The following is a 21,655-nucleotide window of genomic DNA, read 5'->3' as shown; positions in this document are numbered from 1 at the left end:
CAAGAACAAGACCTAGAGGAGAGCTCCATGAGTAGTGAACGCAAGGTCATCGCATTCTTCCCCGAGGCCGCCTACGGCCCGGCGCTTAACTCCGTGGGCATCGCCCAGGCCTGCGAGGCGCTGGGGCACAAGGCGGTGTTCCTCACCGATCCGGGCATGACCGGGGTCTACTCCGCCTACGGCTTCGAGGAGCACTACGTGAACATGTCCGAGCCGATGCCGGCGGAGGAGATGGCGCGCTACTGGACCGACTTCATCAATGGCCACATCCCCAACTTCCGCAAAGCGCCGATCGACCAGCTCGACAACTACGTGAAGGAGTGCTGGGAGGCCATCGTCTCCACCTCCAAGTGGGCGCAGAAGGAGCTGCCGGCGATCCTCGACAAGATCAAGCCGGACCTGATCTGCGTGGACAACGTGATTCTCTTCCCGGCCATCAAGCATTACGGCAAGCCCTGGGTGCGGATCATCTCCTGCTCGGAGAACGAGGTGCATGACCCGGACATCCCGCCCTACCTGTCGGGCATGAGCGTGGACGACAAGGACGGCCACGCGCGCTTCCAGAAACGCTTCGAGGAAGTGATCGCGCCGATCCATGCCGACTTCAACGACTTCCTCGCCCAGTGCGGCGAGCGGCCCTATCCGCTGGGCGTGTTCTTCGAAGAGTCGCCCTACATGAACCTGCTGCTGTACCCGGACCCGGTGAAATTCCAGCGTCGCCATCCGCTGCCGGCGCGGCAGTTCCACTACCTGCAGGGCTGCGTGCGCACCGACAAGCCCTACGAGATTCCCCAGTTCAAGGCGCACAACGACAAGCCGCTGCTGTACGTGAGCTTCGGCAGCCTCGGCTCCGGCGACGTCGACCTCCTCAAGCGCCTGGTCACCGCCATCGGCAAGCTGCCGTACCGCGCGCTGTTCAACGTCGGCGAGCATGTGGAGAAGTACACCGACCTGCCGGACAACGTGATCGTCTCCAACTGGTACCCGCAGCCTTCTGTGATCGCCCAGGTCGACGGGGTGATCCACCACGGCGGCAACAACAGCTTCACCGAGTGCCTGTTCTTCGGCAAGCCGGCCATCGTCATGCCCTACGTGTGGGACGGCCACGACAACGCCATGCGCGCCCAGGAGAGCGGCCACGGCCTGCGCATGGACCGCTACGAGTGGAGCGAGGAGGACCTGGCGCGCAACATCGCCCAGCTGCTGGGCGATGACCTGATGAAGGAGCGCCTGGCGCGTACCAGTGACTACATGCGCTCGCGCAAAGGGCCGGAGGATGCCGCGCGCATCCTCGACCAGCTCATGCAGGGCAAGGCGGTGAACCATGCCTGAGTTCAAGGCCGACAGCAGTGCGCCGCACATCCGCGGCGCCCGCGCATACGACGACCTGGTGGACTGGGGCGTGCAGTCCGATGCGCTGGAAGGCGTGTCGCATTCCAGCGGCCGCCTGCTGTTCAAGGGGCCGAACAACAGCCCTGAGACCGGTCTGTGGGTCTGCACCCCTGGCCGCTGGAGGCTGTCGATCCCGCGCGACGAGTTGTGCCACTTCGTCTCCGGCCGCGCCACCTACCGCTCCGACGAGGGCGAGGTGATCGAAGTCGAGCCCGACACCCTGGTGTTGTTCCCGGCCGGCTGGACTGGCGAATGCACCGTGCACAGCACCATTCGCAACCTCTACATGCTGGCCTGAACCCGTGGGCGGATAACGCTGCCAGCGATATCCGCCATCGATCCTGCGCCGAGCCCATCGGCGGATAACCGCAAGCGGTTATTCGCCCTACGCCTTATCCGACCGCCCGTGTGGGTGGCCATTGCTGGAGAAAGACATGAAGACCCCCGTTATCTACCGCCCGCTGCAAGTCACCGAACTCAAGGACTGGGGCGTGATCCCGACCATGCTGGAGGGCGAGTCGCGCGTTTGCGGCGTGGTCCTGCACAAGGGGCCCGAAGGCCAGTCCGAATGCGGCATCTGGCACTGCACGCCGGGCAAGTGGTTCTGCCACGTCACCAGCGACGAGTTCTGCCATTTCCTCGAAGGGCGCTGCACCTACGTGCACGAGTCCGGCGAGGTGATAGAGATCGAGCCGGACACCGCGGCCTTCTTCCCCAAGGACTGGAAGGGCGTGTGCACCGTGCACGAGACCATCAAGAAGGTCTACATGATCCGGTGATGCCATGAACCTGCCCCTGGAAACCACCCGTGCCGCAGCCCGCGAGATATTTCTCGCCGGCTGCGGCCATGCCGGCCGGCCCTTGCTTGCGCTGCCGGCGGATGCCTCGGCCCGGCGCTACTTCCGTCTGGAAGGGCAAGGCCTGCTGCTGATGGATTCGCCGCCCGGCGCAGAGCCGCTGGCACCCTACCTGCGGGTGGCGCAGTTGCTGCGCGGCTGTGGGCTGTCGGCGCCTGAGGTGCTGGCCGCGGATGTCGAGCTGGGCCTGGCGCTGCTAGAGGACTTCGGTCACGCCACCTACACCCGGCTGCTCGCCATCGGCCATGACGAAGCAGCCCTGTACCGCCTCGCCGTGGACGCCCTGGTACGTCTGCACCGGGCCGGCCCCCAGGCCGCCGAGGGTGTGCCGGCCTATGATGGCCAGAAACTGGGCGAGGAGGCGGCGCTGTTCATCGACTGGTACGCGCCGTTGCTGGCGGGGGAACGCATTCCCGCGCGACTGCGCGAGGCCTACCTCGACACCTTCACCAGGGTATGTCGTGACGTCGCCATGCGCCGCGAGGTGCTGGTGCTGCGGGACTACCACGTCGACAACCTGATGCTGCTGGCCGACCGCGAAGGCGTTGCCGCCTGCGGCCTGCTGGATTTCCAGGATGCCCTCTGCGGCTCGCCGGCCTATGACCTGATGTCCCTGCTCGAAGACGCCCGTCGCGACGTGTCCGAATCGCTGCGTGTGTCCTTGCTGGCCCGCTACCTGAGCCAGCGCCCGGAAATCTATGGCCGCCGATTCATGGCCGACTACCAGGCATTGGCCGCGCAGCGCCACGCCAAGGTGCTGGGCATCTTCGTGCGCCTGGCCCTGCGGGACGGCAAGAGCGGTTACCTGAAGCACCTGCCGCGCGTGCTCGGACTGTTCCGGCGAGCGCTGGACAGCGAGCCCCTGCACCCCTTGCGCGACCTGCTCGATGCCGAACTCCCTTCCTGGCGCCAGCCGCTGCCCGGCGAATTGCTCGTCGAACGCCTGGCCGCCCACTGAATCTTGCGGAGCATTCCATGACCGAGTTCCACAGCGCTTTCCATCCCGATTCGCCCCTGCGCTTCATCGGCCCGCACTACCAGCGCGCCGCGACGCATCGCCTGCGCGACATCATCAACCCCGCCGACCTGACCACGGTCGGCCGCATCGCCCTGTGCGACGCGGAGGACGTGGACGCCGCCATCGACGCGGCCAATGCCGCCCAGCGCGAGTGGAAGCGCGTGGATGCGAAATCCCGCGCGGCAATCCTCCACCAGTTGGCCAACGCCATCGAAACCGACCAGGCCACCCAGCGCGAAGTGGCGCGGCTGATGACCCTGGAAATGGGCAAACCCTTCCCCGAGGCCATGGGCGAGCTGGCCAACTGCGCGCCGATCTTCCGCTACTACGCCGAGATGGCACGCGACGAGGCCGGCAAGGTGGCCGGCACCACGCAGCTCGGCTCCTTCCAGCACGTGCGCTACGAGCCCTACGGCGTCAGCGTGCACATCATGCCGTTCAACTTCCCCATCCTGCTGATGTGCTGGACCCTGGCCGCGTCGCTGGCGGCGGGCAACGCCTGCATCGTCAAGCCGGCGGAAAGCACCACGCTGTGCACGCTGAAATTCATGCAGCACTTCAAGGTGCTGCCGGCGGGGATGGTCAGCTGCGTGCCGGGTGACGCCAGCACCGCGCAGCGACTGGTGCAGTCCGAGCGTACCCACGCCGTGGCCTTCACCGGCAGCGTGGCAGCGGGCAAGGCGGTGGCCGTGGCCTGTGCCGAGCGGATGAAGCCGGCGGTGATCGAGGCGGGCGGCAGCGACCCGATGATCATTTCCCGCCATGCGCCGCTGGAGGTCGCAGCAGCCGGTGCGGTGACGGCAGCCTTCCACCTGACCGGACAGATCTGCACCTCGGCCGAGCGCTTCTTCGTGGTCGATGAGATTCACGATGAATTCGTCGCGCGCTTCGCCGAGCGCACCCGCGCGCTGCGCATCGGTCACGGCCTGGAGCGCTCGGAGATCGGCCCGCTGGTCAGCGAGGCGGCCCGTGCCAAGGTCATCCGCCTGGTGGACGACGCCGTGGCCAAGGGCGCCACGCTGGTCTGCGGCGGGCGCATTCCGCCGCAACTGCCGGTGGGCTGGTACTACGAACCCACTATCCTCACCGACGTCACCCCGGCCATGGCGATCTTCCATGAGGAGTGCTTCGGGCCGGTGGCGGCGATCTGCAAGGTGCAGGACTTCGACGAGGCGCTGCGCCTGGCCAACGACTCGCCCTTCGGCCTGGGCGCCTCGCTGTTCTCCACCGATCTGGCCGAAGCCATGGAAGCGGCGGACCGCCTGGAAGCCGGCATGGTCTGGGTGAACAACCCGCTGATCGACAACGATGCGCTGCCGTTCGGCGGCTGGAAGATGTCCGGCATGGGCCGCGAACTGGGCCGCCAGGGCCTGGATGCGTTCCGCCGCTCGAAGATGGTGATCATCGACCACCAGCCGCAGATTCACTCCTGGTGGTATCCCTACGGGGATGAGGTGTTCTACCAGGGCTGAAATGAGGTTCAGGCGCGGCCCAGTCTTTCCAGGAGCCGCGTCTTCACCTCGGGCCACTCGCTGTCGATGATGCTGAAGCGCACCGAGTTGCGCTTGCGGCCGTCGGGCATGATGCGCTCGTGGCGGACGATGCCCTCCTGCACTGCACCCAGGCGCAGGATGGCGGCGCGGGATTTTTCGTTCAGCTCGTCGGTGGTGAACTGCACGCGCACACAATCGAGTTCCTCGAAAGCGTAAGTGAGCAACAGCAGCTTGGCCTCGGTATTGATCGGCGTGCGCTGCGCCGACAGGGCGAGCCAGGTGTGGCCGATCTCCAGCTTGCGGTTGATACGGTCGACCTTCCAGAAGCGGGTGCTGCCGACGATCTTCCCTGTGCGACGGTCGAGGATGGCGAAGGGCAGGACGGTGCCTTCCTCCAGGCCTTTTTCGGCCTTGGCGAGGTAGCTTTCCACGGTGTCCGGGCCAGGCACCACGGTGACTTTAAGGTTCCACAATTCGCCATCGGCGGCGGCCGCCAGCAGGGCGTCGGCGTGCTCGGCGCGCAGGGGGATGACTTCGACATGATTGCCGGGCAGGTGCGGGCAGGCGAGGGCGGGCATGCTGTTGAGCTCTGGGCGGAACGAGCCTGAAGCCTACCGGAAACGGCGTGCGTTTCGAAGGAGCGGGTCTTGCCCACACAAGTACATGCCGCGGATTGAAACCTTGCAGGTGATTGCCTTGGACGGGCGCCAGATCCATGGGAGTCATTCCTGACAGCTTGGTGCCATGTCCGGATTTCGCGAACGTAGTGGGCTCCTGCGAGAGCCGATCCCTACCTAGGAACGGACTCCCGCCGCGATGGCAGCCGCAGGCCGCCGCCCAAGGCCCGCCCTCAGATATGCCAGATCTGCAGGTCCTTGATCACGCAGACCGAGGCATCGGTGGCCGGCGTGGTGTCGGTGAAGTCTACCTGGTTGTAGACGCCGCCATGGAAATCGAAGGTCTGCGCTGCCCAGCTGGCGTCCAGCGGCATCGTGGGGACGCTGGAAGTGCGGCCATTGCAACTGGCCTGTACGCTGAGCATCAGGCTGGACGTGGCCAGGATCAGGATGTCGAAGTCCGCCCCCAGCGGCACGTTGTCCAGCACCGTGCTGTTTACCGGGGTGGTCTGGTTGAAGTTCTGGCGAAAGCCCATGGTCAGCTTGCCCTTCTGCCAGAACACCTTTAGCAGCGGGCTGTCGTCGTTCTTCACGTGCATCTGGGCCACCACCACCTTCTGCGCGGAATTCACCTGGGTCACCTTCATCAACTGATGGTTCACATGCTCGGTGGCGCCGGTCAGGCTCCAGTAGATGGGCTCCTTCCATTCGCAGCGAGTCCGGTGAACGCTCTTGCTCGCCGCTCCCTTGGTCGGCGCAGTGAGCTGCAGGCTGCCGTCCGGTAGCCGGGTGACCAGCTCCGGATACTGCTCTAGAGCCACGGGACCGGGAACTTCAATAGCCAGCGTGTCGGTAGGTGTCTTTCCCACTGGCAGCGCGATATTGAGGTTGTCGATATTCACGTTCATACCGGCACTCCTTCCTTCGTCGGGGGGTGCTGGCTTTGACCGGACTTCGCCCTGCCGTGTCGATTTTTCGGCCGAGCGGTCATGGTGGCTCTCGGCCCCTGTGAACGCCTTGCGTTACAACAGGCACAGGAAAGCCTTCAGTAGTGGCTTCAGCGGCCCGGCAGCATCGGGGTGAGGTGCAGGATGTTCAGCAGGTGCGGGACGCGCAGCGGGTAGCAGGCCTGCAGGCGCACGCGAGCTTCGGAGAGGGTCATGTGACGGGAGAACGAGCGGAGAACGGTCTTGCCCAGGCAGTGACCGTCCTGAAAATGTACGAGGAATTCATTCATGGCGAAGCGACAGCGGAGAAACACGCACAAAGTGGCGCACAGGCCACGAATGATAGCGGCTCCCGCTGTCCTGGCGTTGCCATAAATCATCCTTTACCGGGCTGCGCCGACAGCTGATCCGACGACCGGCGGGTCGCAAGGCGGTCAACGTTCCGTGGCGTAGTCCAGGCGCATACCGAAGGCATGCATGAAGAACGCTGACAGCTGCAGTTCCAGCGTCTGCGCGTTGAGCGATGCCAGGTGCGAGGGCTGGCGCCGGGTGCGCCGGCTGACCGCGGTGAACTCCTCATGCACGATACCCTGCGTCAGCGGGTCGGCGATGAGGCGATAACAACTGTCCGGCAGGTCCTCGCGCTGCCTGGCGAGCAGGCTGAGCTCGGGGTGGCCGTCGGCGTTGGTGATCAGTTCGACGCTACAGCGCAGGCCTCGGTCGCGGGCGAAGCGTGAGGCTTCTTCGAAAGCGGGCAGGGCCTTCTGCAGGACCTGGATTTCGAAGGCGAGGAAGAACTGATCGTCGAAATCGACTTGCGGGGTGTTCCGGGTTGCCTGGTTATGCATCGCCGGCCTCTCCTGTGTCGATGAATCAATGAAACCCGCTGCGAGCGTCGGGATCGCGTGGGTTTCGTCATCGCGGCATTGCAGCAACTACAACGCGCACATCAGTCAGCCGGCAATGCCATTCTCCTGAACGAAAGGCCATCACACTTAAGCGCCGGCGCACTGTCAATGAGCAATCCCGCATAAGGGTGGGGATGGAAATAGCCAAGCGCTCTGTTCCATGGCGCGGCTCGTGCCGGGAGTAGGAGCGGCGGATTATCGAAGCGGTGTAAAGCCAGCGTTACACGTTGTCGCCACCCGCCCGGACTTCGGACGGGCGGCCAAGGCCGTGGCTGTCAGAACGCGAAGTCATCCATGGCCAGGGCGGCGTCACTGCCGTCGATGATGCTCTGCGCCAGTCCCGGTGCCCGGGTCAGGACGTGCCCGGCGTAGAACTGCGCGGTACGCAGCTTGGCGCGGTAGAAGGCGGCGTCACCGCTGCCGCTGGCCAGGCGCTGCTGGGCGATCCGCGCGGCGCGCGCCAGCTGCCAGCCGCCGGCAACGATGCCGAACAGCTCCAGCAGAGGCACGGAGCCAAGCGCAACCAGGCGTACCTGGCGGTCGTAGTGATTGACGACGAAGGTCACGGCGTCATCCAGGGCATTGACGGCCAGGAACAGGTGGTGCCGGATGCCTGCCAGCTGCGCGTCCTCGTCCGGCAGGCCGCGTTGGGTATCGCGTATCGCCGTGATCAGCGCGGCCGCCGCTTCACCGCGGTCGCGAGCGATCTTGCGACCGATCAGATCGATGGCCTGGATGCCGGTGGTGCCTTCATAGATCGGGGTGATCCGTGCGTCGCGCAGATGCTGGGCTGCGCCGGTCTCCTCGATGAAGCCCATGCCGCCGTGGATCTGTACGCCCAGGGAGGCGATGTCCACGGCATTTTCCGTGCACCAGCCCTTGATCACCGGAATCATCAGTTCGGCGAAAGCCTGTTTCCTGTGGCGCACAGCGGCGGTGGGATGGCCATGGGCCTGGTCCATGGCCAGCGCCACTTCGCAGGCCAGGGCGCGCATGGCCTCGATGCGCGAACGCATCGACATCAGCATGCGACGCACGTCCGGGTGGTGCAGGATGGCCACCTTTTCGCGGCTGGAACTGCCGGTTTCGACGCCCTGGATGCGCTGGCGGGCGTAACTCACCGCGCGCTGGTAGGCGCGCTCGGCCAGGCCGATGCCCTCGATGCCGACCGAGAAGCGGGCGGCGTTCATCATGATGAACATGTATTCCAGGCCATGGTTCTCTTCGCCCACCAGCCAGCCGGTGGCGCCGCCGTGGTCGCCGAAGGCCAGCACGGCGGTGGGGCTGCCGTGGATGCCGAGCTTGTGTTCGATGGACACGCAGCGCACGTCGTTGCGCTCGCCCAGGCGGCCATCGGGGTTCAGCAATACCTTGGGCACCACGAACAGCGATATGCCTTTCATACCCTCCGGCGCTCCGGGTACGCGGGCCAGCACCAGGTGAACGATGTTGTCGGCGAGGTCGTGCTCGCCGTAGGTGATGAATATCTTCTGTCCGAACAGCTTATAGGCGCCATCGTCCCGCGGCTCGGCGCGGCAGCGCACGGCGGCGAGGTCGGAGCCGGCCTGGGGCTCGGTGAGGTTCATGGTGCCGGTCCATTCGCCGCTCACCAGGCGGGGCAGCCAGGTGCGCTTGAGCTCGTCGGAGCCGCGCAGTGCGATGGCTTCGATGGCGCCGCGAGTGAGCATCGGGCAGAGGCCGAAGGCCAGGTTGGCGGCGTTCCACATTTCCTCCACCAACGTCGAGATCAGCCTTGGCGCGCCCTGGCCGCCGAAGTCGGCGGGGCCGGAGAGGGCGTTCCAGCCATTGGCGACGAACTGTTCGTAGGCATTGCGCCAGCCCGGCGCGGTGCTCACCTGGCCATCCTGCCAGCGTGCGCCGTGGCGGTCGCCGACGACGTTCAGCGGCGACAGAACCCCTTGGGCGAAGCGGCCGGCTTCGTTGAGGATGGCCGTTACCAGTTCGGCATTCATGTCCTCGTGGCCCGGCAGTTCGGCGATCGCTTCCAGTGGATGCAACTCATGCAGGAGGAATTGCATGTCGCGCAGCGGTGCGATGTATTCACTCATTTCGGAACCCCTTTGCAGCCAGCTGTGCAGTTTCATGTTCGACGGCGCTTCATGCTTCGAGTGAGTGCGCTAAAGAATGGACCTGCGCTGGGCATCGGAAGTTTTCCCCCCGGTGGAGACTCAAGTCCGGGAAGGAAGGTCTTCTGCAGGAAAATGGCGAAAGCAACGGATGCCCCGGCAGCAGAGCGCCCATTGGTGTCCACTGAGTGCAGATCGCCCGGTAGAGCGGGTCAGGTGCTCGTCATGGCCCAGGTGATCACGCCGGCATTGATCGCCGTGAACACCAATGCGATCAGAAACACCGTGTCGGCCAGGCGCATCATTGGTCGGCCGCGCAGGGTGCGGTGCGCACGCAGGCTCCAGTACGAACAGAAAGCGGAAATCAGATAAAGCATCAGGTTGACCGCGACCAGATCATCGATCACCAGGTCGTCCTGGCGCAGGGTGATGATCACCCGGATGATGCCGATCACCGTCAGGCAGACGCCCACCATGGTGGTCGAGACGGAGAAGATATGGACGCAGATGTCGTCGTCCAGGGAAGGAGTTTCCGGTTCGTTCATGCTCGGGTATCCCAGGGATGATCGATGAGGGTAGCAATCCCGCCGGATCTTGTTCAGGACAGGGCCGCATGGCTCATGGTAGAACTGGCGACCCGCTGATCGTCGACGAACCCTCCCTGCATGATCGAATTCAATAATGTCACCGCCTACCAGCAGCAGACCCGTGTGCTGGATGGTTTTTCCCTGCACATTGGCGAAGGCGAGAAAGTCGCCATCCTCGGCCCCAACGGCGCCGGCAAGAGCACGCTGCTCAAGCTGATCAGCCGCGAGCTCTACCCGGTGGATCGCGAGGGCAGTTCGCTGTCGTTGTTCGGCCTGCAGAACGTCACCCTATGGGACCTGCGCAGCCGCATCGGCTTCGTCTCCCAGGACCTGCAGGAAGACTACACACCCTTCACCCAGGCGCTGGACGTGGTGATTTCCGGCTTCTTCGGTGCCATCGGCAGCCACGGTCACCTGCAGCCCACGCCAGAACAGGTCGAGAAGGCGCGCGAGTTGCTCTCCACCGTGGAGATGGATGGCTACGCCGATCGCATGTTCCAGCGCCTTTCCACCGGGCAGAAGCGTCGCCTGCTGCTGGCCCGGGCGCTGATTCACGAGCCCCGCGCGCTGATCCTCGACGAGCCGGCCAACGGCCTGGACATGGGCGCCAGCCTGCAGATGCTCAAGCTGCTGCGGCGCTTCTGCGGCGAAGAGCACGCCATGATCATCACCACCCACCATATCGACGAGATCATCCCGGAGATCGAGCGGGTGGTGCTGATCGCCCAGGGCCAGGTGGTCGCCGACGGGCCCAAGGCGGAGATCCTCACCAGTGAACACCTGTCCGCGCTGTACCACGTGCCGCTGAAAGTCACCGAGCAGGATGGCTGGTACCGCTGCTGGCATGCGTGAGAAGGAGCGGGCTTCTTTCGAGGTTGGCTTCGTGTCGCGCCATACGGTTCGCGAGCAAGCTCGCTCCTACAGTCAGGCACCGTCAAGCTTTTCGTAGGAGCGAGCTTGCTCGCGAACCCGAGATGGAACCGGATTAACCGGCGGAATCGCGAGCCGGTATTGAACCGGACTAACCGTTATCGAGCTCCCAGACCGCGCAGGTACTCCCACGGGTAGATACCCCGGTCGTGGCCGTCATCGAACACCAGCTGCACGCCGTAGCCTTGCAGGTTCAGCTCCTGCAGGACGACGCTCGCCGGCACCAGATCGATCCGTCCCTGCAGCCGCGCCGCCCGGCATTGCGAGCAGGGACAGGCGCCGCGCAGGCGGGTGAAGGCGATGCACTGTTCGACACCATCGTTCCAGCGGATGCGCAATTCACCGTCGGTACTGGAGCGGTGCAGAGTGACGGGCGTGTTCATGCCGATTGTCCCAGCTGAGTCAGGGCGATGCGCACGGCCTTGCGCACTTCCGGGTCGCCGTCGTGCTCGGCGTTGCGCAGCGCATCGATGGCGTCGCCGCTGCCCAGCTCGCCCAGGGCCAGCGCGGCCTCCTTGCGCAGGTTGCTGATGCCGTGGCCCAGCGCCGTCTTCAGGCCTTCCAGCGCCGGCAGGTAGCGCAGCCTGCCCAGCGAGCGCGCGGCGCGCAGGCGCACCTGCCAGAAGTCGTCTTCCAGTGCCCGCACCAGGGCATCGCCGGCTTCCGGCAGCGCCAGTTTGCCGAGGGTGCCGGCGGCTTCTTCGCGCACCTGCCAGGCCCGGTCGAGCAGCGCCGCCTGCAGGGCCGGCAACACGCTGGCGTCGATGGCCAGGCCCAGGGCGCCGGCGGCGGCACGGCGGACTTCGGCGTCCGGGTCGGCGCGGGTCAGGCGCGCCAGGTGCGGCAGGGCATCGGTACGCTTGAGCCAGCCGAGGATGCCTACGGCTTCGCGACGCACGCCGGCGTCGTTGTCTTCCAGCGCATTCAGGGCGGGTTCCGCGGCATCTTCCAGGCGCAGCTCGCGCAGGGCACGCAAGGCGCTGCGGCGGACGAAGATGTCGGCGTGGGTCGCCCACGGCAGCAGGCGCACCCCGGCTTCGTGTGTTTTCAGTTCGCTCAGGCTCTGCGCGGCGGCTTCGCGCACGTCGTCGTCCGTGTCGGCCAGTGCTCGGCAAAGAGCGTCCACCACTTCAGGTTCTTCCCAGGCTTCCAGCAGGCGCGCGGCCTCGGCGCGGACGCTGGCGGCGGCGTCATGGTTCAGCGCATGGGCGAGCCAGGGCAGGCCGTCGGGCTCTTCCAGGTCGGCCAGCTCGATCAGGGCGATGCGGCGCACGCCGGCATCGGCGTCCTGCAGACGCGGTTGCAGGTCGAGGATATCGGGGTTGTCGGTACTGAGGTCGAAGGCTGTCATATGGCGAATCGCGGTATCCGTTGTTGGGTGGGCAGGCCCAGTGGCGTCAGACGTGGCAGCTGGCGGCCGTCTTCGTGGCGCAGCAGTTCCAGGCAGTGGCGCTTGAGCCGGGAGAATTCAGGGCTGGTGAGCAGGTCGGCGTGGCGTGGGCGCGGGAAGTCGAGGCGGATGTCCTCGAGGATGCGTCCGGGGCGCGGGCTCATCACCAGGATGCGGTCGGCGAGGAACAGCGCCTCGTCGATGTCGTGGGTGATGAACAGCACGCTGGTGCGCAGGCGCGTCCAGATGTCCAGCAGCAGCTCCTGCATCATCATCCGCGTCTGCGCGTCGAGGGCGCCGAAGGGTTCGTCCATCAGCAGCAGGCGCGGCTGGTTGATCAGCACGCGGGCAATTTCCACGCGCTGCTGCATGCCGCCGGAAAGCTGCGACGGCCAACGATCGGCAAAGCCATTCAGGCCGACCAGCTGGAGCATTTCATCGGCCTGCCTATGGCGCTCGGCGCGCGGCACGCCGCGCATCTTCAGGCCGAAGGCGACGTTGTCGCGCACCCGCCGCCAGGGCAGCAGGGTGTGGTGCTGGAACACCATGCCACGCTCCGGCGAGGGGCCGGCGACGGTGCGGCCGTCCACTTCCAGCTGGCCGGCGCTGGGCGTCAGGTGCCCGGCCAGTGCGCCGAGCAGGGTGGACTTGCCGCAGCCGGAGGGGCCAAGCACGCAGACGAATTCGCCTGGTTCGATGGCAAAGCTCAGGGATTGCACGGCCTCGAAGGCGGCGCGACCGCTGCCCAGGTGGATCGACAGGCCGTCGACGCGCACGCGCCCCGGTGCGCTGGCGGGCAGGCTCATCGCTTGCCTCCGGCCTGGCGCTGCCAGGGTGTGACCAGGGCGCCCAGTTGGCGTACCAGCAGGCTGCTGGCCATGCCGAGCACGCCGATCAGCAGCATGCCGACGACGATGTCGGGGTAGTTCTGCAAGGTGTAGGACTCCCAGGTGTAGTAGCCGATGCCCCATTGCCCGGAGATCATCTCGGCGGTCACCAGGCAGAACCACGAGGTGCCCATGCCGATGGCCAGCCCCGTGATGATGCTTGGCGTCGCGCTCGGCAATACCACTTCGCGCAGCAGAGCGAGACGGCCCGCGCCCAGGCTGCGGGCGGAGGCGAGCAGGCGCGGATCGACCGCCTCCACGCCGTGGATGGTGTTGAGCAGGATGGGGAACAGCGCGCCGGTGAAGGTGATGAAGACCATCGACAGCTCGGAGCTGGGGAACATCAGGATCGCCAGGGGAATCCACGCCACCGCCGGGATCGGCCGCAGCACTTCCAGAGGCGGCAGCAGGCTGTCGCGGGCCCAGCGGCCGCGGCCGATGGTCAGCCCCAGGAGGATGCCGGCGACGGCGGCCAGCAGGTAACCGGCGAGCACGCGCAGCAGGCTGCTGCCCAGGTGGCGGCCGAGCTTGCTGGATTGCGCGAGGTTCCAGGCGGCTTCCAGCACGTCGCGCGGGCCGGGTACGTTGGCGAAGGTGACCACGCCGAGGTTCACGTGGCGCGCGCTGAGCACCTGCCAGAGCGCCAGGCACAGCAGCAGCGAGGCCAGGCGCAGGCTCCAGCGGGTGAGAGTGGTGGTGTTCATCTGCGTATCTCCGTCAGCTCCGGCGCCTGGGCGCCGGGGCTGGTCTTCGGGTCAGCGGCCGGCCACGGCCTGCTGGCTGGCGGCGGCGAAGTCGGCTACCTCGCCGCCGTGCTGGCGGGCAAAGGCGTCGGCCTGCTCGCGCAGCAGGAAGGCATCCAGCGCGCCGTCCTTGCCGCGCACGAACCAGGCCTGCCCGGCGAGCAGCTTGATGCCGCTGTCGCTGGCCTGGGCGTACACCGCGCGGATGTCCTTGCCTTGCTTTTTCAGTTCGGCGAGTTGGCCCAGCGCCTCCTGGGCGGAGGCGTAGCTGCGCACCTTGGGCTCGCCACGAACCCAGACCTGCGCGACCTTGCGGGTGTCGCTGATCGGCTTGCCGGTCAGCGCATCGTTGCCCGGCAGCGGCTGCTGAGCGTAGTTCTTCAGCGCCTGGTCATAGTCGGCGCCGGCGGCCTTGAAGGCGGCGCGGATATAGCGGTCGTCGACGAACTGCTCGACGTTCAGGCCGCGGTCGGCCTTCTTCAGCAGCTTGAGGGTGTCGATGGCGGTGGCCACGGCCTGGCGGTATTCCGGCTTCCAGGTCAGGTCGCGGGTCTGCAGGCCGAGCGGGCCGTGGAACAGGTAGTTCACCTCGGCGGGGATGCCGGCGACCTTCTCGATCAGCTCGCTGTATTTCTCCGGGTCCTTCGCCAGCAGCTGGTTGGCCTCATAGGTGGCGCGCAGGTAGGCCTCGACGATTTCCGGGTACTTCTGCGCGTAGTCGGCTTCCACCAGCGCGCCGTGGAAGGTCGGCGCCTTGGCTTGCGAGCCGTCGTAGATCTTGCGGGCGATGCCACGGCTTTCGAACAGCTCGGCGAAGGGCACGAAGTCCGCGTGGGCGGCGATCTTGTTGGCCTGCAGGGCGGAGCCGGCGACTTCCGGCGGCTGCGCGATGATGGTCACGTCCTTCTCCGGGTCCCAGCCCTGGGCGGCGATGGCGCGCAGCAGCAGGCCGTGGGCGGTGGAGGCGAAGGGCACGGAGATGGTCTGCCCCTTGAGCTCGGCCAGCGACTGCACCTTGGACGCGGCGGGCACCACGATGCCGTTGCCGCTGCCCTCGATGCTGCCCGAGAGCACGCTGATGAACAGGCTGCGCTTGCCGGCGGCCTCGTGGGCGACGCCGTTGAGCGAGCCGGGGAAGTCGGCCATGGCGCCGAAGTCGAGCTTGCCGGCGAGCATCTCGTTGGTCAGCGGCGCGCCGCTGGTGAAGTTCTTCCACTGCACGTCGTACTGCGCGTCCTTGTACGGGCCGTCGTGGGGCAGGTACTTGTCGAGCAGGCCGAGTTCGCGGATCAGCAGGCCGCCGGCGGCGCAGTTGATGGTGGTGTCCTGGGTGCCAATGGCGACGCGGATGGTCTCTGAGTGTGCCGAAAGGCTCGCAACGGCGAGCGCGAGGCCGGCCAGGGTGGTGCGCAAGGTCATGGGTGTTCCCCTCGAATCATGAGTGTTGGAATCGTCTCCGCCGCAGGCCTTGCGGTGGGAAACGAGGGGCGGTGCATCAGGCGTCCGGCGGTGGGGCCGGATGGCGTTTCTTATTGCTTTCTGCAGGAGCGAGCTTGCTCGCGATCAGCCCCGCTGCTGGTGTTGGTTCGCGAGCAAGCTCGCTCCTACAAGAGCAACGGCGCCGAGTGGGGCTTAACGCAGCAGGTACGGGATCTCGACCTTCACCGCGCCGGTCGGGCAGTCCTTCTCGCAGGGCATGCAGTACCAGCATTCGTCGAAGGCCATGTAGGCCTTCTGGGTGGCGGGGTTGATCGCCAGCAGGTCCATCGGGCAGACCTCGACGCAGACGGTGCAGCCCTTGTCGGCGATGCACTTGTCCTCGTCCACCGTCACCGGGGCGCTGGAGCGGAAGAAGATTTCCTGGGGTTGGTAGGCCATTGCACGCGGTCCTCATCGTGTTGCTTGCCGGCCGTCGTGACGGTCGGCTGATTCTGTTGGCGGATCAAGCCGCCTCGCTCTTCACCCGCAGCCGCTCGTAGGCCTGCTGCTCGCCCTCGTCCAGGGCGATCACATAAGGCTCGATGGGCTTCTTGAAGCTGGTCATCGCGCCGTCCTCGCCCTTCTTCAGGTGGGCATGGCAGAACCACTCGGCATCGTTGCGCAGCGGGTAGTCCACGCGGTGGTGGTACAGGCCCCAGCGGCTCTCGGTGCGGAACAGCGAGGCACGGGCGGCCATCTCGGCGCAGTCGCGGATCACGCTGACTTCCATGGCGCGCATCAGTTCGTGGGGGTTGTTGGCCTTGAGCTGGTCGAGGTCGCGGGCGATCTCGGCGAAGCGCTGCAGGCCGATCTCCATCTTCTTCGTCACCTTCGGCGGCTGCAGGTAGTCGTTGACCATGCGCCGCAGCTTGTATTCCACCTGGGCCGGCGGCAGGCCGTGTTCGCGCTTGAGCGGGGCGAAGACGCGCTCGCGTTCATGCTCGACCTGGGCCGCGTCGACTTCGCTGAATTCGCGACCGGCCACGTACTGCGCGGCGTTGCTGCCGGCGAACCAGCCGTAGGTGAAGGCGCCGAGCATGTAGTTGTGCGGCACGGCGGCCATGTCGCCGGCCGAGTACAGGCCTTTCACACTGGTCTCGGCCTTCTCGTTGACCCACACGCCCGAAGCCGAATGGCCGGAGCAGAAACCGATCTCGGAGATGTGCATCTCCACCATCTGCTGGCGGTAGTCGGTGCTGCGCCCGGCGTGGAACTGGCCACGGCTGGGGCGCTCGTTGCTGTGGAGGATTTCCTCGATGGTCTGGATGGTTTCCTCGGCCAGGTGGTCCAGCTTGAGGAATACCGGGCCGTTGCCGCCTTCCAGCTCCTGGTGGAACTCCCACATCATCTGGCCGCTCCAGTAGTCGCACTCGATGAAGCGCTCGCCCTTGGAGTTGGCGGTGTAGCCGCCCAGCGGGCCGGTGACGTAGGCGCAAGCCGGGCCGTTGTAGTCCTTGATCAGCGGATTGATCTGGAAGCACTCCAGGTTCGCCAGCTCCGCCCCGGCGTGGTAGGCCATGGCGTAGCCGTCGCCGGCGTTGGTGGGGTTCTCGTAGGTCCCCATCAGGTAGCCGGAGGAGGGCAGGCCCAGGCGCCCGGCGGCACCGCAGGCGAGAACCACGGCCTTGGCGCGGATCACCTGGAACTGCGCGGTGCGGCAGTCGAAGCCGAGCAGGCCGTTGACCGCGCCCTCGGCGTCGGTGAGCAGGCGGGTGACCACCAGGCGGTTGGTGATCTCGATGCGCGCACGCTTGAGCTGGCGGTACAGCACCTTCTTGATGTCGTGGCCCTCGGGCATCGGCAGCACGTAGGCGCCCATGTGGTGGACCTTCTTCACCGCGTAGTCGCCGACCTCGTCCTTCTCGAACTTCACGCCCCAGCGGTCCAGCTGCTGCAGGGTCTCGAAGCTGTGGGTGGCGTAGGCGTAGACCGCCGCCTGGTTGACGATGCCGTCGTTGGCGACGGTGATTTCCTTGGTGTACTGCTCGGGCGTGGCGTGGCCGGGAATGATGGCGTTGTTCAGGCCGTCCATGCCCATGCTGATGGCGCCGCTGCGCTTCACGTTAGCCTTGTCCACCAGCAGCACGCGCAGCTCGCGGTTGGCTTCCTTGGCCTTGATCGCGGCCATCGGACCGGCGGTGCCGCCGCCGATCACCACGATGTCGTAGGCGAGTTGCTTGTCCTCGGGAACCTGGGAAAGGTCGAACTGGCTCATTGGTGCTGTCCCTTGTGGCGGTCGATGCGCAGGCGGTACTGGAAGGCATCGCCGCGGTAGTAGAGGTGTTCGTAGTCCAGCGGCGTGCCGTCGGCGGTGTGGGTCAGGCGCTCGATGCGCATCACCGGCGAGCCTTCCTCCACCTCCAGCGCGCCGGCCAGTTCCGCGTCGGCGAGGATGGCGTCGATGGCGAGGTCGGCATGGCCAAGGGGCAGGGCGCAGTCGTTCTCCAGGATCAGGAAGATGTCGCGGCTGACCAGGTCGGCCTTCTCCAGGCGCTTGCCCACGGCCTCGGGCAGCCAGGTGATTTCCAGAGAAACCAGCTCGCGGTTGACCAGGCGGGCACGCTTGATCTGCACCACGTTCGCGCCCTCGGCGACCTGCAGGCGCGCGGCAACCTGGGCGTCGGCGGGGACGACCTTGAAGCTGCGCAGGCGATTGATCACTTCATAGCCGCGCTGGCTCATGGATTCGCCCAGGCCCTGCAGGGTGCTGACGTTCTGGAAGGCCTTGGGCTTGGCGACGAAGGTGCCCTTGCCGTGAATCTTGAAGATCAAGCCTTCCTTCTGCAGGTCGCCCAGCGCTTGGCGCACGGTGATGCGGCTGACCTCGAAGGCCTTGCCCAGCTCGGCCTCGGAGGGCATGCGGCTGAGCGGCGGATAGGTGCCGTCGAGGATGCGGCTACGCAGCAGCTCCTTGAGCTGGCTGTAGAGCGGAACGGGGGAGAGTGGGAGTAATTCGGCCATAGCTCATAACTTGTTATGACGAGTTGGGCGACTATAGATGGAATAACTGCTCAAGCTAAAGGAACCAATTTGCATATGGTTATGCGGTGAGGCCATCGAGAGCGCCTGCACGCCTCTCGCACGACCGATAGTTGACCGCAACGGTTGGTGAAGCGGGGCCGTTTCTATAGAATGCGCAAACGTTTCAGCAGACCATGCATCCCTCCCACAACAAAAGCCAAAGCCGAAGGCTTTGCGTGTCTCTCTGCGCAGGACGTGTCTCCCGCCCCATCGAACCGGTCCCAGAAGCCGGCGGAGGAGGGAGGTGAGCCCTGTTTCCATCCCGTCGTACTGTCGCCCAGGCTTCCCATGAAGTCCGGGCCTTCACGCTGCATGACGCCGGTGGGGCAGGCCAAGCCCTAACGACGAGAACTCTTCCAATGATCAAGAAAGTGAGCGGGGCGCTGCTGGGCCTTGCTTTGGCAGTGAATTGCGCGCCGGCCTTCGCGGCCGAATCCAAGAAGGTCGATGTGCTGCTGATTGGCGGCGGCATCATGAGCACCACCCTGGGCGTCTGGCTCAACGAGCTGGAACCGGGCTGGTCGATGGAGATGGTCGAGCGCCTGGACGGCGTCGCCCTGGAAAGCTCCAACGGCTGGAACAACGCCGGCACCGGCCACTCCGCGCTGGCCGAGCTGAACTACACGCCGGAAGACAAGGACGGCAAGGTCAGCATCGCCAAGGCCATCGAAATCAACGAATCCTTCCAGGTTTCCCGCCAGTTCTGGGCCTGGCAGGTGAAGAACGGCGTGCTGAAGAATCCCCGCTCCTTCATCAACTCCACGCCGCACATGAGCTTCGTCTGGGGCGAGGACAATGTCGCCTTCCTCAGGAAGCGCCATGAAGCGCTGCAGGCCAGCCCGCTGTTCCGCGGCATGCAGTACTCCGAGGACCCGGCGCAGATCGCCAAGTGGGTACCGCTGATGATGCAGGGCCGCGACCCTGCGCAGAAGGTTGCCGCCACCTGGTCGCCGCTGGGCACCGACGTCAACTTCGGCGAGATCACCCGCCAGTTCGCCGGCTACCTGCAGAGCAAGCCGAACTTCGCGATGAAGCTGTCCAGCGAGGTGGAGAACATCACCCGCAACGACGACGGCACCTGGCGCGTCGAGTACAAGAACCTCAAGGACGGCAGCGTTACCGGGACCGACGCCAGGTTCGTCTTCATCGGCGCCGGCGGCGGCGCGCTGCGTCTGCTGCAGAAATCCGGCATCGAAGAGGCGAAGGACTACGCCGGTTTCCCGGTGGGCGGCTCCTTCCTGGTCACCGAGAACCCGACCATCGCCCAGCAGCACCTGGCCAAGGCCTACGGCAAGGCCTCGGTCGGCGCGCCGCCGATGTCCGTGCCGCACCTGGATACCCGCGTGCTCGACGGCAAGCGCGTGATCCTGTTCGGGCCCTTCGCCACCTTCTCCACCAAGTTCCTCAAGGAAGGCTCCTACCTGGACCTGCTCGCCAGCACCAACGTGCACAACGTCTGGCCGATGACCCGCGTGGGGATCGACGAGTACCCTCTGGTGGAATACCTCGCCGGCCAGCTGATGCTCTCCGACGACGACCGTCTTGCCGCGCTGCGCGAGTACTTCCCGCAAGCCAAGGCCGAAGACTGGCGCCTGTGGCAGGCCGGCCAGCGCGTGCAGATCATCAAGCGTGATGCCGAGAAAGGCGGCGTGCTGAAGCTCGGCACCGAGATCGTGTCCTCCGCCGACGGCAGCATCGCCGGCCTGCTCGGTGCCTCGCCGGGCGCCTCCACCGCCGCGCCGATCATGCTCAGCGTGCTGGAGAAGGTGTTCAAGGACAAGGTCGCCACCCCCGAGTGGCAGGCGAAGATCCACCAGATCGTTCCCAGCTACGGCACCAGACTGAACGAAAGCCCCGAGAAGACCCAGCAGGAGTGGGCCTACACCAGCGAAGTCCTGCAACTGGACCCTCCGCCGGCCATTGACCCGGCTCCCGCCGTGCAGCCCGCCGCTGCCGCACCGGCCGACAAGGCCGCCAACGACATGGCGCTCTGAGCCATGCTGACGAAAACCGGGGCCTGGTGCCCCGGTTTTCGTTTCTATGCCTGGCATTTGGTGGCGAGCGCCCCGCATAAGGTCCAGCGCGGGATTGCTACTTCCAGACTGCAGTCATGGTGGTTGTCCTATAAGCTGGTGCCACATATGGGCACTGGAGAGACAATGAGCATGGGAAAAGGAATGAATCCTCAGGGTGGGGCTGCAAGCGGGGTGTTCCATGCCTGAATGCCTCTCGAGTTTCGTCGTTCGCGTGGCTCAATGGGAAAAGGCCCGGGCGACCCAGTCGCACCTTCTGGTGAATGCTCTGGAGTTGGTGGACGGCGCGCTGTGGCTGGTCGCGGGAGGCAGGCTGTCGCAGGCAGTGTCAGCGCTGCATAACGCCATTGAGCTGGTGTTGAAGGCCGAGCTCGAGCGTGTCCACCGTGCTCTTATCGCCGATCCCAGGAAGCTTGACTACCAGGCGCTCAAGAGCCTGCTGAAAGAAGAGTTCATGGCCCATCCCCACGGCGCCGGATTGGCCATCCCGGAATACGACATGGACAGGACCATCACCTTCAGTGAGGCATTGACCCGAGCCAAGGACTTGTACCCCCTCATCGGCAAGTGGGAGTACGGCTTGAAACGCTTGCAGAGCTGCCGAAATCAAATCGTGCATTACGGAAGCGACAAGGCCAGGCTGGACGAATACGTCGAGCAGAGCTTCATCGTTGCGTTGCCTTTTCTTGCCGAGTTTCTCGCCCACTCCAACGACATCTCTCTGGAGGGGCTCGTGGGGGGCGATATCTATCGAGAAGTCGAGGTGGTGAGGGCCTTCTGTGAAAAGGTCAGAAGTACCGGTGGCTCGAACTACCGTTCGGCACTGACCGCGCTGAACAGAACGATTCTCTACACCAATGTGGAGTTCCCCGAACTGGTGGACCACGAGGGGTATGTGGTGGACAACTTCGATCGCCAGTATGAAATGGCCAGGACGCTGCGGTCGGAGCTGCATGGCCGCTGGCAGGGCATGGTGGTCAGAGTCACCTGCAAAGTCTGTCATTCCATTCACGCATTCGCCGAAGTCGACGAGTGCGAAGAGGGCGAGGAGGTGGTCGATTCGGTTCCCTGGTCGGTTGCCTGCGCGGTCTGCGGACTGGATATCCAGCGGAACCAGGTGCCGTTGGCCGAGCTCCACTACGGCATGGTGCCGGCGAAAGACATTGCAGAGTCGCTAGCGGACGTTCCCTATTGAACGTGCCCGAGAAAAAGCCCCTCAGCCGTCTGGCGAGGGGCTTTCCCGTGTCATGCCGCTAAAGACGTAAC

Annotated in this window: 22 protein-coding genes; 8 read left to right on the top strand and 14 right to left on the bottom strand. The window is 65.6% G+C overall.

The window, feature by feature from the left end; all coding sequences use genetic code 11:
• Positions 1 to 27: 27 nt before the first annotated feature.
• From ACAW63_RS19375 to ACAW63_RS19355, 5 genes are all read left to right on the top strand, one after another.
• On the top strand, positions 28 to 1,332 hold the full coding sequence (locus ACAW63_RS19375) for a nucleotide disphospho-sugar-binding domain-containing protein (protein ID WP_371227841.1): 1,305 nt from the start codon (positions 28 to 30) through the stop codon (positions 1,330 to 1,332).
• Positions 1,325 to 1,690 (top strand): cupin domain-containing protein, encoded by a 366-nt coding sequence (locus ACAW63_RS19370; RefSeq protein ID WP_371227839.1) that lies wholly within the window; start codon positions 1,325 to 1,327, stop codon positions 1,688 to 1,690. Before ACAW63_RS19375 ends, ACAW63_RS19370 begins: the two co-directional genes overlap by 8 nt.
• 136 nt (positions 1,691 to 1,826) lie before the next feature.
• The gene (locus ACAW63_RS19365; protein ID WP_371227837.1) at positions 1,827 to 2,171 is read left to right on the top strand and encodes a cupin domain-containing protein; all 345 of its coding nucleotides are present in this window, start codon (positions 1,827 to 1,829) and stop codon (positions 2,169 to 2,171) included.
• A gap of 4 nt (positions 2,172 to 2,175) precedes the next feature.
• Entirely contained in the window at positions 2,176 to 3,207 is a 1,032-nt protein-coding gene (locus ACAW63_RS19360) for an aminoglycoside phosphotransferase family protein (RefSeq protein WP_371227835.1), read from the top strand.
• A 17-nt stretch (positions 3,208 to 3,224) separates the two neighbouring features.
• Positions 3,225 to 4,739: an aldehyde dehydrogenase gene (locus tag ACAW63_RS19355; RefSeq protein WP_371227830.1), complete on the top strand. Its 1,515-nt coding sequence runs from the start codon at positions 3,225 to 3,227 to the stop codon at positions 4,737 to 4,739.
• A gap of 8 nt (positions 4,740 to 4,747) precedes the next feature.
• Here the strand turns inward: ACAW63_RS19355 and ACAW63_RS19350 are convergent, their stop codons facing one another.
• The 6 genes from ACAW63_RS19350 to ACAW63_RS19325 form a co-directional block, all read right to left on the bottom strand.
• Positions 4,748 to 5,338: a GNAT family N-acetyltransferase gene (locus ACAW63_RS19350; protein WP_371227828.1), complete on the bottom strand. Its 591-nt coding sequence runs from the start codon at positions 5,336 to 5,338 to the stop codon at positions 4,748 to 4,750.
• Between the two features lie 272 nt (positions 5,339 to 5,610).
• Positions 5,611 to 6,285, bottom strand: coding sequence for a polysaccharide lyase family 7 protein (locus tag ACAW63_RS19345; RefSeq protein WP_371227826.1), 675 nt, complete (start codon positions 6,283 to 6,285; stop codon positions 5,611 to 5,613).
• 149 nt (positions 6,286 to 6,434) lie between these two features.
• Complete coding sequence (locus ACAW63_RS19340; protein ID WP_207887598.1) at positions 6,435 to 6,614, bottom strand: hypothetical protein; 180 nt, start codon at positions 6,612 to 6,614, stop codon at positions 6,435 to 6,437.
• Between the two features lie 144 nt (positions 6,615 to 6,758).
• Positions 6,759 to 7,172 (bottom strand): hypothetical protein, encoded by a 414-nt coding sequence (locus ACAW63_RS19335; RefSeq protein WP_371227824.1) that lies wholly within the window; start codon positions 7,170 to 7,172, stop codon positions 6,759 to 6,761.
• 335 nt (positions 7,173 to 7,507) lie between these two features.
• The gene (locus tag ACAW63_RS19330; RefSeq protein ID WP_371227822.1) at positions 7,508 to 9,301 is read right to left on the bottom strand and encodes an acyl-CoA dehydrogenase; all 1,794 of its coding nucleotides are present in this window, start codon (positions 9,299 to 9,301) and stop codon (positions 7,508 to 7,510) included.
• Between the two features lie 230 nt (positions 9,302 to 9,531).
• The gene (locus tag ACAW63_RS19325) at positions 9,532 to 9,864 is read right to left on the bottom strand and encodes a hypothetical protein (protein WP_371227820.1); all 333 of its coding nucleotides are present in this window, start codon (positions 9,862 to 9,864) and stop codon (positions 9,532 to 9,534) included.
• A 120-nt stretch (positions 9,865 to 9,984) separates the two neighbouring features.
• Between ACAW63_RS19325 and ACAW63_RS19320 the strand changes: the two genes are divergently transcribed.
• Positions 9,985 to 10,758 carry an ABC transporter ATP-binding protein gene (locus ACAW63_RS19320; protein ID WP_371227818.1) on the top strand — a complete coding sequence of 258 codons (774 nt, stop codon included), beginning with the start codon at positions 9,985 to 9,987 and terminating at the stop codon, positions 10,756 to 10,758.
• Between the two features lie 176 nt (positions 10,759 to 10,934).
• On the opposite strand, the gene ACAW63_RS19315 is transcribed toward ACAW63_RS19320, so the two are convergent.
• The 8 genes from ACAW63_RS19315 to ACAW63_RS19280 form a co-directional block, all read right to left on the bottom strand.
• Positions 10,935 to 11,219, bottom strand: coding sequence for a gamma-butyrobetaine hydroxylase-like domain-containing protein (locus ACAW63_RS19315; RefSeq protein WP_275611768.1), 285 nt, complete (start codon positions 11,217 to 11,219; stop codon positions 10,935 to 10,937).
• Positions 11,216 to 12,187 (bottom strand): HEAT repeat domain-containing protein, encoded by a 972-nt coding sequence (locus ACAW63_RS19310; RefSeq protein WP_371227816.1) that lies wholly within the window; start codon positions 12,185 to 12,187, stop codon positions 11,216 to 11,218. The genes ACAW63_RS19315 and ACAW63_RS19310 overlap by 4 nt, the downstream gene beginning before the upstream one ends.
• On the bottom strand, positions 12,184 to 13,032 hold the full coding sequence (locus ACAW63_RS19305; protein ID WP_371227814.1) for an ABC transporter ATP-binding protein: 849 nt from the start codon (positions 13,030 to 13,032) through the stop codon (positions 12,184 to 12,186). The genes ACAW63_RS19310 and ACAW63_RS19305 overlap by 4 nt, the downstream gene beginning before the upstream one ends.
• Positions 13,029 to 13,817, bottom strand: a complete 789-nt coding sequence (locus ACAW63_RS19300; protein WP_371227812.1) for an ABC transporter permease — start codon at positions 13,815 to 13,817, stop codon at positions 13,029 to 13,031. The genes ACAW63_RS19305 and ACAW63_RS19300 overlap by 4 nt, the downstream gene beginning before the upstream one ends.
• A 51-nt stretch (positions 13,818 to 13,868) precedes the next feature.
• Positions 13,869 to 15,275: an ABC transporter substrate-binding protein gene (locus ACAW63_RS19295; RefSeq protein WP_371227810.1), complete on the bottom strand. Its 1,407-nt coding sequence runs from the start codon at positions 15,273 to 15,275 to the stop codon at positions 13,869 to 13,871.
• Positions 15,276 to 15,488: 213 nt separating this feature from the next.
• Positions 15,489 to 15,734, bottom strand: a complete 246-nt coding sequence (locus ACAW63_RS19290) for a ferredoxin family protein (protein ID WP_081517023.1) — start codon at positions 15,732 to 15,734, stop codon at positions 15,489 to 15,491.
• Between the two features lie 64 nt (positions 15,735 to 15,798).
• Positions 15,799 to 17,550, bottom strand: a complete 1,752-nt coding sequence (locus tag ACAW63_RS19285; RefSeq protein ID WP_371227808.1) for a fumarate reductase/succinate dehydrogenase flavoprotein subunit — start codon at positions 17,548 to 17,550, stop codon at positions 15,799 to 15,801.
• The gene (locus ACAW63_RS19280; RefSeq protein WP_371227806.1) at positions 17,547 to 18,296 is read right to left on the bottom strand and encodes a GntR family transcriptional regulator; all 750 of its coding nucleotides are present in this window, start codon (positions 18,294 to 18,296) and stop codon (positions 17,547 to 17,549) included. The genes ACAW63_RS19285 and ACAW63_RS19280 overlap by 4 nt, the downstream gene beginning before the upstream one ends.
• Positions 18,297 to 18,715: 419 nt before the next feature.
• On the opposite strand from ACAW63_RS19280, the gene mqo reads away from it, so the two are divergent.
• On the top strand, positions 18,716 to 20,350 hold the full coding sequence (gene mqo, locus ACAW63_RS19275; protein ID WP_371227804.1) for a malate dehydrogenase (quinone): 1,635 nt from the start codon (positions 18,716 to 18,718) through the stop codon (positions 20,348 to 20,350).
• Between the two features lie 220 nt (positions 20,351 to 20,570).
• On the top strand, positions 20,571 to 21,584 hold the full coding sequence (locus ACAW63_RS19270; RefSeq protein ID WP_371227802.1) for a hypothetical protein: 1,014 nt from the start codon (positions 20,571 to 20,573) through the stop codon (positions 21,582 to 21,584).
• Positions 21,585 to 21,655 lie beyond the last annotated feature (71 nt).

It is taken from the genome of Pseudomonas sp. QE6 (assembly GCF_041379005.1).
In the GTDB taxonomy this organism is placed as follows: domain Bacteria; phylum Pseudomonadota; class Gammaproteobacteria; order Pseudomonadales; family Pseudomonadaceae; genus Pseudomonas.
Note: the sequence above shows the minus strand (reverse complement) of the source record. Positions and strands in the feature narration are given on the sequence as shown.

Bases quoted from the DNA above. Each gene is read 5' to 3' on its own strand.
- ACAW63_RS19375 (WP_371227841.1), top strand. From the start codon at position 28: ATGAGTAGTGAACGCAAGGTCATCGCATTCTTCCCCGAGGCCGCCTAC.
- ACAW63_RS19370 (WP_371227839.1), top strand. From the start codon at position 1,325: ATGCCTGAGTTCAAGGCCGACAGCAGTGCGCCGCACATCCGCGGCGCC.
- ACAW63_RS19365 (WP_371227837.1), top strand. From the start codon at position 1,827: ATGAAGACCCCCGTTATCTACCGCCCGCTGCAAGTCACCGAACTCAAG.
- ACAW63_RS19360 (WP_371227835.1), top strand. From the start codon at position 2,176: ATGAACCTGCCCCTGGAAACCACCCGTGCCGCAGCCCGCGAGATATTT.
- ACAW63_RS19355 (WP_371227830.1), top strand. From the start codon at position 3,225: ATGACCGAGTTCCACAGCGCTTTCCATCCCGATTCGCCCCTGCGCTTC.
- ACAW63_RS19350 (WP_371227828.1), bottom strand. From the start codon at position 5,338: ATGCCCGCCCTCGCCTGCCCGCACCTGCCCGGCAATCATGTCGAAGTC.
- ACAW63_RS19345 (WP_371227826.1), bottom strand. From the start codon at position 6,285: ATGAACGTGAATATCGACAACCTCAATATCGCGCTGCCAGTGGGAAAG.
- ACAW63_RS19340 (WP_207887598.1), bottom strand. From the start codon at position 6,614: ATGAATGAATTCCTCGTACATTTTCAGGACGGTCACTGCCTGGGCAAG.
- ACAW63_RS19335 (WP_371227824.1), bottom strand. From the start codon at position 7,172: ATGCATAACCAGGCAACCCGGAACACCCCGCAAGTCGATTTCGACGAT.
- ACAW63_RS19330 (WP_371227822.1), bottom strand. From the start codon at position 9,301: ATGAGTGAATACATCGCACCGCTGCGCGACATGCAATTCCTCCTGCAT.
- ACAW63_RS19325 (WP_371227820.1), bottom strand. From the start codon at position 9,864: ATGAACGAACCGGAAACTCCTTCCCTGGACGACGACATCTGCGTCCAT.
- ACAW63_RS19320 (WP_371227818.1), top strand. From the start codon at position 9,985: ATGATCGAATTCAATAATGTCACCGCCTACCAGCAGCAGACCCGTGTG.
- ACAW63_RS19315 (WP_275611768.1), bottom strand. From the start codon at position 11,219: ATGAACACGCCCGTCACTCTGCACCGCTCCAGTACCGACGGTGAATTG.
- ACAW63_RS19310 (WP_371227816.1), bottom strand. From the start codon at position 12,187: ATGACAGCCTTCGACCTCAGTACCGACAACCCCGATATCCTCGACCTG.
- ACAW63_RS19305 (WP_371227814.1), bottom strand. From the start codon at position 13,032: ATGAGCCTGCCCGCCAGCGCACCGGGGCGCGTGCGCGTCGACGGCCTG.
- ACAW63_RS19300 (WP_371227812.1), bottom strand. From the start codon at position 13,817: ATGAACACCACCACTCTCACCCGCTGGAGCCTGCGCCTGGCCTCGCTG.
- ACAW63_RS19295 (WP_371227810.1), bottom strand. From the start codon at position 15,275: ATGACCTTGCGCACCACCCTGGCCGGCCTCGCGCTCGCCGTTGCGAGC.
- ACAW63_RS19290 (WP_081517023.1), bottom strand. From the start codon at position 15,734: ATGGCCTACCAACCCCAGGAAATCTTCTTCCGCTCCAGCGCCCCGGTG.
- ACAW63_RS19285 (WP_371227808.1), bottom strand. From the start codon at position 17,550: ATGAGCCAGTTCGACCTTTCCCAGGTTCCCGAGGACAAGCAACTCGCC.
- ACAW63_RS19280 (WP_371227806.1), bottom strand. From the start codon at position 18,296: ATGGCCGAATTACTCCCACTCTCCCCCGTTCCGCTCTACAGCCAGCTC.
- mqo (WP_371227804.1), top strand. From the start codon at position 18,716: ATGATCAAGAAAGTGAGCGGGGCGCTGCTGGGCCTTGCTTTGGCAGTG.
- ACAW63_RS19270 (WP_371227802.1), top strand. From the start codon at position 20,571: ATGCCTGAATGCCTCTCGAGTTTCGTCGTTCGCGTGGCTCAATGGGAA.